Below are 14,931 nucleotides of genomic sequence, written 5' to 3'. Positions count from 1 at the left end.
GCCCCTTCACGTCCCCCCGTCGCCGGGACCGCCGGTCCGCTTATGGTCTCGCTGGCCCGGTCGCTTGCCCGGTCGCCGGCTCGCCCCGGCCGCCTGCCCGGTCACGGTCTCGCCGCTTCCGGCCGTCGGCCCGTTCACGGCCTCGCCGTCCCGGCTGTCGGCCCCGGCGGCGGGGAGGGTGTCGTGACCGCGCCGGGCGGGTGTGCGGACGGGTGGGCGGTTTCGGTCCGGGACTCCAGGGCGTGCAGGACGGCGGCCATGTCCTCGCCCCCGTGGCCCTGGGCGACCGTCTCGCCGTACAGGGCGTGGCAGACGTCGAGGAGCGGCGACGCGAGGCCGGCCTCGCGGGCGGCCGCCGCGATCAGCCGGTTGTTCTTCAGGACGTCCGCGGCGGCGGCCTGCACGCTGAAGTCGCGTTCCACGAGCTTAGGACTCTTGATCCGGGACACGGCGCTGGCCATCGGGCCCGCGTCCAGCACGTCGCTCAGCAGCCGCCGGTCGAGCCCGTGCCGTTCGGCGAAGTGGAACGCCTCGGCCAGCCCGGTGACCTGGGTGATCAGGAACAGGTTCACCGAGAACTTCATCAGCAGCGCGCCCGGGACCTGGCCGCAGTCGAACGTCTCCCGGCACAGGGGGGCGAGCAGGGGCCGAACGGCCGCGACGGCGTCGGCGTCGCCCGCGAGCATCCCGACCAGTTCACCGCGTTCGGCCGGGACGCGGGATCCGGAGACCGGGGCCTCGACGTAGCGGCCGCCCGCCGCCCCGATGTCGGTACGCAGGCCGGCCGAGTACTCGGCGGACGTGGTGCCCATGTGGACGACGGTGTGTCCGGCGACGCGGGAGGCGAAGGCGGGGGTGCCGCGTCCGAGGACGTCGTCCACCGCCGTCTCGTCCGCCAGCATCAGGATGACGGTGCCGGCCCGGTCGAAGACCTCGGCGGGGCTCGCCGCGACCTCGGCGCCCAGCGCGCGCAGCGGATCGCACCGGCCGGGCGTGCGGTTCGCCACGACGAGCGGCGTCCCGGCGCGGGCGAGGTTGGCGGCCATGGGCAGGCCCATGACCCCGAGCCCGATGAATCCGACGTGCACGACGCACCGCCCTTCCCGGCTCACGCCCCTCCTCCCGGCTTTCCCGGCTGGTACGGCCGTCCGGTTCGGGGGACTGTCCGGCTCGCGCGCCGTCCGGCCGCGCCCGGCCCGGCGGGCCGTCACGGACGTCGGCGGGCACCGACTATGACAGCGGTCATAGTAGTGCCCTCTATGACCGCAGTCATAGAGTGAGCCGGGTACGAAGCGGTGACGCGACGGTCGGTGGAGGTCGGCGATGGCGGTGTCCGAGCGGGGACCGCGCGAGCGGATGGTGTTCAGCGCCGCCCAGCTGATCCGGCGCGAGGGGGTCGGCGCCACCGGCATGCGCGAGGTCGCCGCCCACGCGGGCGCGCCGCGCGGCTCGCTCCAGCACTACTTCCCCGGCGGCAAGGAACAGCTGGTCAACGAGGCGGTCGGCTGGGCGGGCCGGTACGCGGGCAACCGCGTGGCCCGCTTCCTCGCCGCACTGCCGGAGCCCACGCCGGCCGCGCTGTTCGCGCAGATGGTGCGGCAGTGGACCGACGAGTACGAGTCGGCCGGCTTCGCGGGCGGCTGCCCAGTCGCCGCCGCCGCGGTGGACTGCGCGCAGTCCACCGACTCCACCCGGGAGGCGACGGCCGCCGCGTTCGCCGCCTGGACCGCGCCGGTGGCCCGTGCGCTGACCGGCCTGGGGGTGCCCGAGGAACGGTCCGGCGCGCTCGCCACGCTCATGATCAGCGCCCTGGAGGGGGCGATCCTGATCGCCCGCGCCGAGCGCGACGTCCGCGCCCTGACGACGGTGGCCGCGGAACTGGGCCCTCTCCTGGACGCCGCGGTGCGCGAGCGCCCCTGACACCCGCGCGCGGCGACGGACCGGTCCGGCGCCGGGTGCGCTACCGGAGTCCGGCCACGAACTCCCCCAGCCGGGCGAGCCCTTCGCGCAGGTCGTCCGCCGACGCCGCGTACGACAGGCGGACGTGCGTCTGCGCCGAGTGCACGCCGAAATCCCGGCCCGGGGTCAGGGCGACATGCGCCTCCTGAAGGGCCCGCTCGCAGAACTCCCACGAGGTGAGCCCGGTGCCGGCGACGTCGAAGTAGACGTAGAAGGCGCCGTCGGGCGGGACGGGAACCGGCAGGCCGATCCGCGCCAGGCCGTCCAGGACGAGCGCCCTGCGCTGTGCGAACTCGGCGCGGCGGGCCTCGCACACCGCCAGGGACTCCGCGGTGAAACAGGCCAGAGCGGCATGCTGGGCGGGCGCGGACGCGCAGAGGAAGTAGTTCTGCGCCAGCCGCTCCATCACCGGCACGAGCGCCTCGGGGACGACGCACCAGCCCAGCCGCCAGCCCGTCATGCCGAAGTACTTCGAGAAGCTGTTGACGACGACGGCGTCCGGGTCCGTCGACAGGGCGCTGCGCGGCGGCCGGCCCGCGGCGTCGTGGTCGGCGAGGTCCAGGTAGATCTCGTCGACGAGGCGCCAGGCGTCGCGCTCCCGGGCGATGTCGCAGATCGCGGCGAGTTCACCGGCCGGAACCGAGGTGCCCGTGGGGTTGGACGGGGTGGCGACCATGACGCCGCGCGTGTGCTCCGTCCAGCTCGCCCGCACCGAGGCGGCGTCCAGCTGGAACCGGCTCCCGGCGGTCGCGGGCACCAGGGTGACGCGGGCGCCGAAGCTCTCCATGATCTGCCGGTTGCACGGGTACGACGGATCACCGATGAGCACCTCGTCGCCGGGATCGACCAGCGCGGCGGCGGTCAGCACCAGCGCGGCCGACGCCCCCGCCGTCACGACGATCCGGGCCGGATCGACCTCGACCCCGTGCCGCCCCCCGTAGAACCCGGAGATCGCCCGGCGCAGCGCGGGCAGCCCGAGGGCCTCGGTGTAGGCCATGGGCCGTCCGTCCATGGCCTCGCGCATCGCGCTCAGCACGGCCGGCGGCGCGCCGAAGTCGGGCTCGCCGAGGCTGAGTCTGACGACGTCGTGCCCCCGCGCCCGCAGAGCGGCGGCCTGCTTGCCGAACTCCATGGCGTAGAACGGGGCGACGGCCCGGGCCCGTCGGGAGATCCGTGGAGTGCTCATGCCGCGGCCTCCGGCCCTGTTCCCTGCTGCGTCCGCTCTCGCACGGTTCTCCTTCGGCTCGGGCCTGTGGCTCAGCCGATTATCGGCCGCGCGGACGCGCCGCCCGTCACCAGGCCCCGCTCGCCCCCTCGCTCCCGGGCGCGGCGGGCGGGATGTTCTGGTTCGCGCGGAAGAAGTTGTCCGGGTCGTAGGCGTGTTTGACCTCGGCCAGCCGGTCGTAGTGCCCCCGGTAGGTGGTCCGCACCCGCTCCGGGCTCTCCTGCGCGCCCAGGAAGTTGACGTAGGAGCCGCCCATGGAATGCCCGTGCAGGTCGGCCCAGTAGTCGACGCACCACTGCCGGACCAGGTCGGCGTTGGCCGGGTCGGGGTCGATGCCCCCGATCACACAGGACCACACGGCGTCCCGGTAGGCCCAGGCCGTGTCGTCGCGCCCGACCCGGTGCGCGGCCCCGTCCACCGGGTACAGGTGCATCGTCGACAGGTCGGTGGGCAGGCCCTCGCCGTACCGTCCGTGCACCTCGATCGCCCCGTCGGAGATCGAGTCGAAGAAGTCCCCGCGCCAGTACCACTGCAACCCCGCGGGGATCACCTCGTCGAACATGCTCTGGAGCGCCGGGTACGGCATCGGCGCGGTGAAGTGGAAGGCCGGGGGCGCGGGGTCGTTCACCACGGCGAGCGTCTCCTCCAGCCGCCCGTCCGCCAGGTCGCCCGTGCAGCACCACACGACGGCGCACATCTTGTGCCCGTGGATCGGCTCCGGGAACGGCGGCCCGGGAGGCACCGCCAGCACGGCGAAGAAGCCGCTCACCTCGTCGGGCGCGGCGGGCAGGAACTCCCGGTACCAGCGGAGCACCTCCGCGGTGCGGTCGACCGGCCACAGCGTCACCCCGGCGCCCACCGTGTCCACGGGGTGCAGCCGGAACGTGAACGCCGTGACCACGCCGAAGTTGCCGCCGCCGCCCCGCAGCGCCCAGAACAGGTCGGGGTGCTCCTTCTCGGAGGCGGTGACGAACGAGCCGTCGGCCAGGACGACGTCGGCCGACAGCAGGCTGTCGACGGTCAGTCCGTGCCGGCGGGTCAGATGCCCGTGGCCGCCGCCCAGCGTCAGCCCGCCCACCCCGGTGGTCGACATGATGCCCGCCGGCACGCCGAGGCCGAAGGCGTGCGCCGCGTGGTCGAGGTCGCCCAGCCGGGTGCCGCCGCCCACCTGCGCGGTCCTGGCCTCCGGGTCGACGCGCACCCAGCGCATCGGCGACAGGTCCAGCGTCAGCCCGTCCTCGATCACGCACAGGCCCGGTCCGCTGTGCCCGCCGCCGCGCACCGCGAGGTCCGTGCCGGTCTCCTGCGCGTAGGCCAGCGTCGCGCGCACGTCCCCGACGTCCACGCACCGGGCCACGGCGGCCGGACGCCGGTCGATCATGGCGTTGTAGACGATGCGGGCGTCGTCGTACCCCGCGTCCCCGGGCGCGAGGACCGGCCCCCGCAGCTTCTCCCGCAGACCTTCCAGCGCCGCTCCGTTGTCGCCGCCCATGCCGAACACCCCTGTGACGATGGCGGTGGCGGACGCACGCGCGCGCGATGTCCGGGAGGGTCTCGGTGAGCGGCGCGGCGTCCATGCGCACCTCGGACTGTTGCCGACGGCCGAGGCCGGGGCCTTCGCCGCCAGTCCCAGTGTCCGTCCGGCGGGCGGCGCCCGCACATCGGTCGGCGGCCCGCGGCACGACCCGTCAGAGGGCGCCGGCCCGACCGCCGCCGGGATCGTCGCCGGGTTCCAGGCACAGCACCGGCACGCGCTGGACCGCGTTGTTGGCGAACCCGCCCCGGTTCCAGGCCTGTTCGAGCGGTTGCGTGTTTCCCGCCCCGTCGCGGGCACGGGCGCTCAGCACGTGGGCGCCGGGGACGGCCGACCACGCGTAGGTCCACCGGCGCCAGGCCCAGCGCCGGCCGTGGTCCGGTTCGAGTGCGGCCGCGTCCCACGTCCGCCCGCCGTCCGTGCTCACCTCGACGGACGTCACCGGCGCCCGTCCCGACCAGGCACGGCCCGCCAGCGGGACCGGCCCCGCGCGCACCACGCGGGTGCGGGACATGAAGTCGGGGCAGCCCGGCGGGATCAGCAGCGCCCGGGGAGCGATCAGGGTGACGGGCGCGCCCGGCTCGGCGGGCGTCCGCCTGATCCGGTAGGCGACGGACTGCTGGAAACCGGCGAAGGGAGAGTCGCTCACCTCGACGTCCCGCAGCCACTTCACCTGCGCCATGCCGTACCAGCCCGGCACCACCAGCCGCAGCGGGCTCCCGTGCTGCGGCGGCAGCGGCGCGCCGTTCATCGCGTACGCCACCAGGACCTCCGGAGCGTCGCCCATGGCCACGTCGAGCGGAAGAGCGCGCCGGTAGTCCTGCTCGACGCCGCGCTCCACCCCGTGGTCCGCGCCCGTGAACACGACGTCGACCGCGTCGGACGCGACCCCGGCCTCGTCGAGGAGGAGCCGCAGCGGCACCCCCGTCCAGTCCGCGGTGCCCACGGCCTCCACCAGCCACGGCTGGCTCACCGGGCGGGGCGACAGCAGGGCCCTGCCGTTGCCCGCGCACTCCATCGTCGTACGGACGACGACCGCGGGACGGGCACGCAGCTGCTCGGGGGAGAGGCTGAGGGCGCGGCGCACCCGGCCGCCCACCGTCAGCCGCCAGGCGTCGTCGTCCGGCGCGGCGGGAATGCCGGCGGGGATGTCGTAGTGCGTGAGCACGTAGTGCAGGCCGGGCGGTGTGACGTCGTAGCGCAGGGCCTCCAGCGGCAGGCCGTGGTTGCGCGCGGCCAGCGCCAGCTCGTCCAGCCCGAGGGCCTCGCCCGGCGCGGCCAGCCGGGCGGGCCCGCTCACGTCGGCGAGTCGACGCCTCATGCCCCGATTCTGCTCCCGTCCGGGGACCGGCGCACGCGGCGACCGTCAGGCTGCGTCGACGATGAGGGCGCTGCGCGGCGGCCGCGGCGAAGCGTGCGTCACAGGCTCGCCGCGTGGTCGGGGACGTACGTCCGCAGGTCCCTGGGCGGCCGCTCGTAGCCGGTCGACGCCGGGCGCTCCGGCAGTTCCAGCACCGGCGGCGGCACCTCGCGGTACGGCACGGACGACAGCAGATGGGCGATCATGTTCAGCCGCGCCCGCCGCTTGTCGTCGCTCTCCACGACGTACCAGGGCGCCTCGGAGATGTCGGTGTGCACCATCATCTCGTCCTTGGCCCGGGAGTACGCCTCCCAGTGCGTGATCGACTCCAGGTCCATCGGCGAGAGCTTCCAGCGCCGCAGCGGGTCCTCCAGCCTGCGCCGGAAGCGGTCCTGCTGCTCGGTGTCGCTCACCGAGAACCAGTACTTGCGCAGCAGCACCCCGTCCTCGACCAGCATCCGTTCGAAGAGGGGGCACTGGCGCAGGAAGAGCTGGTGCTCCTCCTTCGTGCAGAAGCCCATCACGTGCTCGACGCCGGCCCGGTTGTACCAGGACCGGTCGAAGAGCACGATCTCACCGGCCGCGGGCAGATGCTCGACGTACCGCTGGAAGTACCACTGGGTGCGCTCGCGTTCGGTCGGCTTCGGCAGCGCCGCGATGCGCGCCACGCGGGGGTTGAGGTGTTCGGCCACCCGCTTGATGGTGCCGCCCTTGCCGGCCGCGTCCCGTCCCTCGAACACGATCACCAGCCGGGTGCCCGACGCCCGCACCCACTCCTGAAGCTTCACCAACTCCGTCTGGAGCCGCAGCAGTTCCTTCTCGTACCGCTTGCGCGGCAGTGTCGCCGCCTTCTTGCCGGCCATGCCGCCTCCACCGTCCGATGACCCTCGGGCCCGCCGACTCCGCAGTTCCCGCCCTGCCCGGACCCGAACACCCGGGCCCGACCACCGGGACGCGAACACCGGGACGCCGAACTCCGGGACGCCACCGTACTGACCGCCGGCGGGCCGCGCATCCTCGCGCGCACGTGATCCGGCCCCGGCCGCGGTGCGCCGTCCGGTTCACGAGGGACGGGCGCGGCCGGGCGGGGTCATGACCCAGCGGATGGCGCGGGTCAGGACCTGCCCGGCCGGGCGCACGGCCAGGCCTTCGACGAGCGGCACGCGGGGCAGCCACAGCATGCCCCGGGCCCAGGGCGGCAGCAGGGCGACGGCGTTCGCGGCCAGGCCGCCGTAGAGGGGCCGTACGGCCAGCGGCACCGGGGGCCGCAGCAGCAGGAACCGTGCCGTGGAGCGGGCCTCGGGGGTGGCGCGCAGCTCCGGCCGGTAGGCGCTCAGACGCTCGGCCAGCTCATGGCGGTCGCGCGGCGGATCGGTCACTCCCAGCGCCTCGGCGACCCGCGCGGTGTCGGCGACGTAGGCGTCGTAGCCGTCGGCGTCCAGGGGAGCGGCTCCGAAGCGTTCGTGGGCGCGCAGGAAGCTGTCCGTCTCGGCGGCGTGCACCCAGCCCAGCAGCCGGGGGTCGGCGGCGTGGTAGGGCACGCCCTCGGCGGTCGTCCCGCGGATCCGCTCGTGGATGCCCCGGACGTGGTCGACCGCGCGCTGGGCGTCCTCGGCGGTGCCGTACGTCGTCACGGCCAGGAAGGTGCTGGTGCGCTGGAGCCGCCCCCACGGGTCGCCCCGGAAACCGGAGTGGCCGGCGACCGCCGCCATGGCGAGCGGGTGCAGGGACTGCAGCAGCAGGGCGCTCAGGCCGCCGATGAACATCGAGGCGTCGCCGTGGACGACGCGGACGGGCCGGTCCGGTCCGAACCACCGCGGGCCCGGGGTGTCGTGGATGCGGGCGCGGTTCGCGGGTCCGTCGGGTCCGGCGACGCGCTGGAACAGGGCCTGCCCCAACTGGTCACGGACGGTGGTCAGCACGGTCGGCCTCCCCTCGGCTGTCTCCTGCGGTCCGGTCTTCCTGCTGTCCGGTGGCGCGATCTTCCGGGGCCGGTCGTCCTGCTGTCCGGGCTCCCGCGCTGCCGTCCCTCCCGCGTTCTGGTCTCCTCCTGTCCAGTGTCCGCGATGCCTGCCCGTATGCGGGCTGCCCGCGGGGCCCCGGCCCCGGACCCGGATCGGGGCGGCCGGACGTTCAGGAGGAGGCTTGCGGCCGGGGGCCCCGGCGCTGGTCGCCGCTGTGGCGGCGGAGCGCCTCGGTGTGCCGGGCGACGTCGTCGACGCGGGCCGCGAGGTCGGGGTGGCCGGACGCCAGATACGCGCGCGTGCCCTGCAACGGGCCGACCAGGGCGGCGGCGTCGTCGGCCGCGAGGGCCGTGCTCAGCTCGCCCAGCGGGGTCCGCGCGGCGGCGGGCAGGTCGGCGAGCGCGGTGATCTGCCCGGCGAGCCGGCGCAGGTCGGCCGCGTTGGCGCGGGCCCACGCCGTGACGGTGCGGTCGGCGGCGCGGCGGTCACGCGTGGCCTGGACCCGCTGTTCGCTCGTGGACCCGGGGTTCCCCGGGCGCACCCGCAGATAGCGGCGTTCGGCGGCCTGCCGGCTGGAGACGCCCAACGGCCGGGCGAGATCCGCCCAGCTGGCCCCGGCGTCGCGGGCCTCCTCGATCAGCCCCGGCTCCCACGCGGCCAACTGGTCGCGCACCTCGCGCAGCATCAGCAGCGCGGCGAGCGCCTGCTCCGAGCCGGTCCCGTCCCCGCCTGGCCGTTCCCCGTCCGGCCGCCCGTCGTCCGGCGTCGTCCGGGCGGTGTGCAGGGCCTCGTGGATCGTGCGGAGCGCCGCGGCGGCCAGGAAGGACGCCGGAGTGACGTCGCGGGCGCGGGCGACGGGCTGATCGTCGGTGGTCATGGGGCCTCCAGCTGTCGTCGCGTCGGCGGGTGTCCGGCGTCATCGTGCCGACGACATTCCGCTTGTCATCACTTCGATGACATGTTACAACGATGGCAGGTGAACCGCATTGGCAGCTACGTGCCTGATCCGAACACTGGAGGTGTCTCCGATGCTTATGCGCACCGACCCGTTCCGTGAGCTCGACCGACTCACCCAGCAGCTCCTGCACACGCCCGGCACCTGGTCGCGGCCGTCGCCGATGCCGATGGACGCCTACCGCGAGGGCGAGGAGTACGTCATCGCCCTGGACCTGCCGGGCGTCTCGCCGGACGCGATCGACGTCGACGTCGAACGGAACATGCTGACCGTCAAGGCCGAACGGCGGCCCGCCGCCCAGGCGGACGGCGTGCAGATGGAGCTGTCCGAGCGGCCCCTGGGCGTGTTCTCCCGCCAGGTGGTGCTGGCAGACACCCTGGACACCGAACACATCAAGGCCGACTACGAGGCGGGTGTGCTCACCCTGCGCATCCCGATCGCCGAGCGCGCCAAGCCCCGCAAGGTCGCCGTCGGCGGCGGCTCCGCGCGCAAGGAGATCAGCGGCTGAGCGGCCCCGCCGACGGCACCGCACCACCCCCTCCCCGACCGTGAGCGACGTCGGCGGCCGACGGGCGAGCCCCGGCCGCCGACGCGCGCACCGCAGACGAGAAAGGCACCCGCGTCACCGATGTCTTCGCTCCAGGAACGCCCGTCCGCCGTCGGCATGACGTTCGAGCAGATGCTGGAAAGAGTGCGGTACGAAGGCGCGTACCCGACCCGCGCCCGGGCCGAGGAGTCCCTGCGCGCCGTACTGGCCGCCCTCGGCCGTCAGATCACCGGCGACGAACGCGTGGAACTCGCCGCCCGGCTCCCGCACCAGGCCGCGCGCCTCTTCACCGCCGAGATCCCCGCCACGGAGAACCTCACCGGCTGGGGCTTCGTCAAGGACCTGGCGTCCCGCACCGGCGGCACGCCCGCCACCACCCGGTGGGACGCCGGCACCGTCCTGCGCGTCGTGGCCCAGCTCGCCGGAGAGGACCTGCTCAGCCGGATCCTCACCCGGCTCCCTGCCGGCTACGCCCTGCTGTTCGGCTGCGCCGAACTGGTCCAGGCGGCCTGAACGGAAGGCAGGGGCCAAGAGCAGGGGCCGAGAGCGGAGGCGGAGTGCAGGGGCGGAGAGCAGGGGCCGAGAGCGCAGGCGACGGGCCTCGAGCGCGACGGCCCTCGTGTGAGGGCGGCGGCGCCCGGACTCAGAACGCGTACCGGATGCGCAGCCAGGGGGCCCGTGCGGCGACCAGCGCACGGAGCCGCTCCACCGCCCGCGCCTTGTCGCCGCCCGCGTAGCGGACGTTCAGCGCGCCGTTCTCCGAGCGTTTGGTCTCCTGGAGGTCCGGCCGCCACAGGACCTCCTCGGCCCGCGGATGCCAGCCCAGGTTGACCTCGTGCAGTTCCCGGTTGTGCGTCAGCATGATCACCTCGGCGGCGGCCTGCCGCTTCACCCGGTCGGGCAGGACGTCGTCGAGATGGCCGAGGAGCTCCGCCCACGCTTCCTCCCAGCCCGGACGCACGACGACGGGGGAGAGGTTGAAGTGCACCTCGTACCCCGCGTCCAGGAAGTCGGCGGCGGCGGCGATCCGGTCGGCGACCGGTGAGGTCCGCAGGTCCAGCAGCCGGGAGTCCTCCGGGGGCATGACGGAGAAGCGGACGCGGGTGCGGCCGCGCGGGTCGAGGGCCAGCAGGTCGGGATTGACGAACTTGGTCGCGAAGGACGCCTTCGCGGTCGGCCACTGACGGAAGGCGTGCACGAGATCCGCGGTGTTGTCGCAGATCAGCGCGTCCACCGAGCAGTCGCCGTTCTCGCCGACGTCGTACACCCAGGCCTGCGGGTCGCACTGGTTGGGCTCGGTCTTGGGGCCCTGCCGGGCGATGTGCCGGCCGATGTGGGCGATGATCCGGTCGATGTTGGTGAAGACGGTGACGGGGTTGGCGTACCCCTTGCGGCGCGGCACGTAGCAGTAGGCGCAGGCCATGGCGCAGCCGTTGGAGGCCCCCGGCGCGATCCAGTCCGCCGACCGGCCGTTGGGACGGGTGCGCGGTGACTTGCGTTCGCCGAGGACGAGCGTCTCGCCCTTGACGCGCACCCACCGCGCGACGTTGCCCTCGTTGCCGTGCAGCCCGGGGATGCCCCAGTGCGACTCGACCTCGATCACCCGCGCCCCGGGGAACCGGGCGATGATCTGCCGGCCGCGCGGGGACGCCGCTGCCGCCGGTTCGGCGTGGATCTCCCGCACGGGCAGCAGACGGCGCGCGGCGTCGGAGTCGCGGAAGGACGGCCCGGCGGGGGTGCGGGCCGCGGGCTCGGAACCCAGGGCGTCGAGCCCGAACAGGGCGTCGGGATCGCGGTCCGGGCCGGTGGACGGGCGTCGCATGAACGTTCCGATGGGTCGCAGGGGGTCTGACCGGGCCGAAGGCGGATGAACCGCCCTTTCACTGTACGGGCCCGCCGCTCCTCGGGAGGGCGGGGACGGCGGACCGCCCCGCCTCCGCGGACGCGTGCCGCCCGACGCCCGAGCCCTCTGCGGTGGAGCGGCCGGGCTTCCAGGAGGCCGCCGGGACCGCCGGGACCGACGGCCGTCCCCGTGCGGACGCGTCGGGGCGCGTCCGGACCGTCGCGTGCGCGTTCCGGACGGGTCGGCGGGCGGCAGGACGGGTCAGTGGGCGGCCGCGCTGTGCTGCCGGGAGCGGTCCGGCCGCGCGGAGCGGTCCTGCTTCCGGCAGACGTCGTCCAGCCGGGCCAGCATCGCACGGTGCCGCAGCTGGATCAGGGCCTCGGTGCCCGCGTTGTGGAACCGCCCGCCCGCGCCCTGCAACGGATGTTCGTCGACGATGACCAGGCAGTGATCGCCCCAGGGCCGCAGCTCGACGGCGATTCGCGCCGTGCCCAGCGCGCCCGCGTGCGCCTCCAGCTCCAGCTCCGAACCCTCCACGCAGTGCCGGACGACGGTCTCGTTCGTCAGCCGGAGCGGGCCGAGGCGCACCTCGAAGCCGATCGCCGCACCGACCTGCGGCCACTGTCCCCGCACGGGCTCGGAGGACGCCGTCCCCACCACCCACTCCGCATAGAGGTTGCCGTCCGAGAGGACGTCCCACACGGTCTGCGGACTCACCTTGATCAGACGATGCCGTACCGCCACGCCACACCTCCAGGACAGGTAAACGGTCCACTGCCAAGTGCCCGGACCGGCGAAGACCAACCAGGACACAGCGGACCTGTCCCTCTCCCGGGCGAAAACCCGCGAAAGGGCACGGTGGCGCCGGCCCCCTGGCGCTGACGGCGGCCGCCGCCCCGGCCTCCGCCTCCGCCCGGCCCGCTGCTTCCCGCCGGCACGGTGATTCCGCCGCGGCGGGGTAAAGGGACGTCGAGCGGCCGCCCCCCGACGCGGCCGCTCTCCCCGCAGAAGGAGTGAGCATGACCGACGACGCCTACCTGTTCCTGCTCGACGACGCGACCACGGCGCTCGGCGTCTCTCCGGCCGCCGTCGGCGACCTCGCCTGCATGGACACCCCCGCCGTGCGGGCCTGGCTCGCCGCGCAGGGCAGCTCGGCGACCTCCCCGCTCCTGCGGCTGCTTCCGCCGGAGGAGCGGGGGGCCGTCCCCGAGGGTGCGGAGCGCCTGCCGGTCCCGCTGAGCGAGGAGGAGCTGTCCCGGGTGCGCCGTCAGGGGGCCCCGGCGGCGCTCGCGGAGGTGGAGGAGGAACTCCTCGCCTACCGGGACTGCGCCGACGGCAGGGACGGCCTGATCGGGCGGGCGCTGGCCGCGGGCGTGCCGCCGCACCGCGTGGTGGAGCTGACCGGAGTGGATCCCACGACGGTGACGGCGGCCACCGGCCGGTGACACCGGCCCGGCGGCGACGCCGGCACCGCGGTGTCACGTGACCCGGTCCGGTTCGCCGCCCGCCGCCGCCGGTAGCCTCGGCCACCATGACCGTCGTGCGTTCCGTGTCCCTGTTCGTCGTCGCCGCCCTGTTCGAGATCGGCGGCGCCTGGATGATGTGGCAGGGCATCCGCGAGCACAGGGGCTGGGCGTGGGTCGGCGCCGGCGTGGTCGCCCTGGGTCTGTACGGCGCCGTCGCCACCCTGCAGTCCGACGACCACTTCGGACGCATCCTCGCCGCCTACGGCGGGATCTTCGTCGCGGGCTCGATCGCCTGGGGCATGATCGCCGACGGCTACCGCCCGGACCGCTGGGACGTGACCGGGGCGCTGGTCTGCCTCGCCGGCATGGCCGTCATCATGTACGCGCCCCGCGGCCGCTGACGCTCAGCCGGTGGCCGCGGATGAACGTCCGGCCAGTCGGCCGCCGAGGGCACCGCCGCGCTCGATGGGGGACGCCTGGGAGTGCGCGGGCGGTCACCGGCCCGACGGGATCAGAGCCCGGTGACCTTGGCGCTCGCCGACAGCTCGTACACCAGCGTGACCGTGCGCCGGCCGCCCGGTGGCAGGACGACGTTCCAGCGGGCGATGCCGTCGGCGTCGACCTCGTCGGGAACCGGTGAACAGGCGTCCTCCCGAACCCGCGTCTGCACCGCCGAGACCTCCGACACCGGGATCCGCTCGCGCAGGACGACCGTCTGGTCGCCGTGCTCGCCGGGGGTGGAGAACCGGGACAGATGCAGCCGCACCGTGCGGGTGACGAGGGTCCGCTGGGTGATCGTCGAGGTGTCGCGGATCTCCTCGGTCCGCCGGACGACCCGGTGGTCGTCGCGACTGCCGAAGGCGAGTTCCGCGGCCGCCCCCGGGGCGGTGAACTCCAGCGCGCCGCGGCCGCTGTACCCGCTGCGGAGGACCAGGTCGACGGGCCCGGCGAGGAGCGCGTGGCCCGACCGGTTGTCGAACCGCACCACCTGGGTGACCAGCGGGGACAGCTCGGGCGCGCAGGCGTACTCGGTGCCCGCGGTCGTGGTGAAGGCCGACAGCGGCACCCGGTGGGCGCGTCCGTCGGCCGGCACCGAGACCGGCGCGGGGGCGTGCAGCACCCGGACCTCGCCGCCGTCGTCCACCCCCGGCAGGCCGAGCACCGGGGCCGGGCCCAGGTCCGCGACGTCCTCCTCGCGCACTTCCACGTCGACCGTGCGGCGTTCCGCCGAGGAGCGGTCCTGGAGCGTCAGGCGGTCCTCGCCGAGCCGGGGCGGCTCGGCCGCCAGCGCGGAGCGCGCCGTCGACAGCGTCAGCCGGACGTCCGACCAGTCCTCGCCGGTGCGTTGCCACACCATCGCGTCGGTCTCCAGCGTGAGGGCGTCGCCGTCGAGCACGGCCCGGTACGCGGGCCGCCACAGCGCGCACGGAGTGAGGTGGCTGAGCCGCAGCCCGGCCGGACCGGCGGCCGCGGCCTCGACGGTCAGCTCGACGTGGCCGATCAGCTCGGCCGGCTCCTCCCCGGCGAGGTCCACGGCCCGCTGGAGCTCGCCCAGTTCGGCCTGCACGGTCGCCGACTCGGCCTCCACGGCGCGCAGTCGCTCACCATGGGAGTCGCGTTCGGCGTCCACCCGGTCGAGTTCGCGATGCCAGCGGGGACCCTCGCTCTCCCCGGAGCCCGCGCCCTCGCCGATCTCCCGCAGCAGGTCCGCGGCGAGACGGCCGAGCACGTCCAGACGCGTCCGCAGCCGGTCGCGCCGCCGGCTCAGGGCCTCCAGCTCCGCTTCGAGGAACCTCATCCGGCGGTGCGGCGCGGAGTCCTCGTCGGTCGGCAGGGGGCCGCGCGGCTGCCACGTGCGCACGATCCGCACGTCGAGCACGGTCGCCGCGCCGGACGCGGTCAGTTCGGCGTGCAGCGTTCGGTCGACGGCCAGTGCGCTGACCGGCCCCAGACGCAGGCGCTGGACCCCGGCCTCCAGGACGAGCCGGGCGGTGCGTTCGACGTGGGCGCGGTCCTCCAGGCAGGTGACGGCGGTGACGGGGAGCGGGATCGGCTGCGGTGCCGTGGACATGGGTGGT

15 protein-coding genes are annotated in these 14,931 nt (G+C 74.8%); 5 read left to right on the top strand and 10 right to left on the bottom strand.

The genetic code is table 11. From position 1 onward, the window contains the following. Positions 1–134: 134 nt before the first annotated feature. Positions 135–1,088, bottom strand: a complete 954-nt coding sequence (locus tag OG802_RS01485; protein ID WP_329416886.1) for an NAD(P)-dependent oxidoreductase — start codon at positions 1,086–1,088, stop codon at positions 135–137. Between the two features lie 235 nt (positions 1,089–1,323). Between OG802_RS01485 and OG802_RS01480 the strand changes: the two genes are divergently transcribed. Continuing rightward, entirely contained in the window at positions 1,324–1,920 is a 597-nt protein-coding gene (locus OG802_RS01480) for a TetR/AcrR family transcriptional regulator (protein ID WP_329406357.1), read from the top strand. A gap of 40 nt (positions 1,921–1,960) precedes the next feature. Here the strand turns inward: OG802_RS01480 and OG802_RS01475 are convergent, their stop codons facing one another. The 6 genes from OG802_RS01475 to OG802_RS01450 form a co-directional block, all read right to left on the bottom strand. Beyond that, positions 1,961–3,145 carry a pyridoxal phosphate-dependent aminotransferase gene (locus tag OG802_RS01475; RefSeq protein WP_329406356.1) on the bottom strand — a complete coding sequence of 395 codons (1,185 nt, stop codon included), beginning with the start codon at positions 3,143–3,145 and terminating at the stop codon, positions 1,961–1,963. A gap of 106 nt (positions 3,146–3,251) precedes the next feature. Next, positions 3,252–4,676, bottom strand: coding sequence for an FAD-binding oxidoreductase (locus OG802_RS01470; RefSeq protein ID WP_329406354.1), 1,425 nt, complete (start codon positions 4,674–4,676; stop codon positions 3,252–3,254). 196 nt (positions 4,677–4,872) lie between these two features. Next, the gene (locus tag OG802_RS01465; RefSeq protein WP_329406353.1) at positions 4,873–6,039 is read right to left on the bottom strand and encodes a sulfite oxidase; all 1,167 of its coding nucleotides are present in this window, start codon (positions 6,037–6,039) and stop codon (positions 4,873–4,875) included. A 98-nt stretch (positions 6,040–6,137) separates the two neighbouring features. After that, positions 6,138–6,941: a polyphosphate kinase 2 gene (gene ppk2 / locus OG802_RS01460; protein ID WP_329406352.1), complete on the bottom strand. Its 804-nt coding sequence runs from the start codon at positions 6,939–6,941 to the stop codon at positions 6,138–6,140. A gap of 198 nt (positions 6,942–7,139) precedes the next feature. Next, positions 7,140–8,000 carry an oxygenase MpaB family protein gene (locus tag OG802_RS01455; protein WP_329406350.1) on the bottom strand — a complete coding sequence of 287 codons (861 nt, stop codon included), beginning with the start codon at positions 7,998–8,000 and terminating at the stop codon, positions 7,140–7,142. Between the two features lie 211 nt (positions 8,001–8,211). Further along, on the bottom strand, positions 8,212–8,919 hold the full coding sequence (locus OG802_RS01450) for a type III effector protein (protein WP_329406349.1): 708 nt from the start codon (positions 8,917–8,919) through the stop codon (positions 8,212–8,214). A 151-nt stretch (positions 8,920–9,070) separates the two neighbouring features. Here OG802_RS01450 and OG802_RS01445 point away from each other — a divergent pair, with 151 nt between their 5' ends. Next, positions 9,071–9,505 carry an Hsp20/alpha crystallin family protein gene (locus tag OG802_RS01445; protein WP_329406347.1) on the top strand — a complete coding sequence of 145 codons (435 nt, stop codon included), beginning with the start codon at positions 9,071–9,073 and terminating at the stop codon, positions 9,503–9,505. Between the two features lie 120 nt (positions 9,506–9,625). Further along, positions 9,626–10,057, top strand: a complete 432-nt coding sequence (locus tag OG802_RS01440) for a DUF2267 domain-containing protein (protein WP_329406344.1) — start codon at positions 9,626–9,628, stop codon at positions 10,055–10,057. A gap of 130 nt (positions 10,058–10,187) precedes the next feature. Here OG802_RS01440 and OG802_RS01435 read toward each other — a convergent pair whose 3' ends face one another. Both OG802_RS01435 and OG802_RS01430 read right to left on the bottom strand, forming a co-directional pair. After that, entirely contained in the window at positions 10,188–11,366 is a 1,179-nt protein-coding gene (locus OG802_RS01435) for a spore photoproduct lyase family protein (protein WP_329406343.1), read from the bottom strand. Between the two features lie 282 nt (positions 11,367–11,648). Continuing rightward, entirely contained in the window at positions 11,649–12,131 is a 483-nt protein-coding gene (locus tag OG802_RS01430; RefSeq protein ID WP_329406341.1) for an SRPBCC family protein, read from the bottom strand. A gap of 275 nt (positions 12,132–12,406) precedes the next feature. Here OG802_RS01430 and OG802_RS01425 point away from each other — a divergent pair, with 275 nt between their 5' ends. Then, a complete protein-coding gene (locus OG802_RS01425; RefSeq protein ID WP_329406339.1) occupies positions 12,407–12,832 on the top strand; it encodes a DUF6003 family protein in 426 nt (141 codons plus the stop codon). 86 nt (positions 12,833–12,918) lie between these two features. Beyond that, entirely contained in the window at positions 12,919–13,254 is a 336-nt protein-coding gene (locus OG802_RS01420; protein ID WP_329406337.1) for a YnfA family protein, read from the top strand. Positions 13,255–13,364: 110 nt separating this feature from the next. On the opposite strand, the gene OG802_RS01415 is transcribed toward OG802_RS01420, so the two are convergent. Further along, a complete protein-coding gene (locus OG802_RS01415; RefSeq protein WP_329406336.1) occupies positions 13,365–14,924 on the bottom strand; it encodes a mucoidy inhibitor MuiA family protein in 1,560 nt (519 codons plus the stop codon). Positions 14,925–14,931: the final 7 nt, after the last annotated feature.

The sequence above is a fragment of the Streptomyces sp. NBC_00704 genome (assembly GCF_036226605.1).
Lineage (GTDB): Bacteria > Actinomycetota > Actinomycetes > Streptomycetales > Streptomycetaceae > Streptomyces.
The sequence above is the reverse complement of the archived record's forward strand: the minus strand, read 5'-3'. Positions and strand labels throughout refer to the sequence as shown.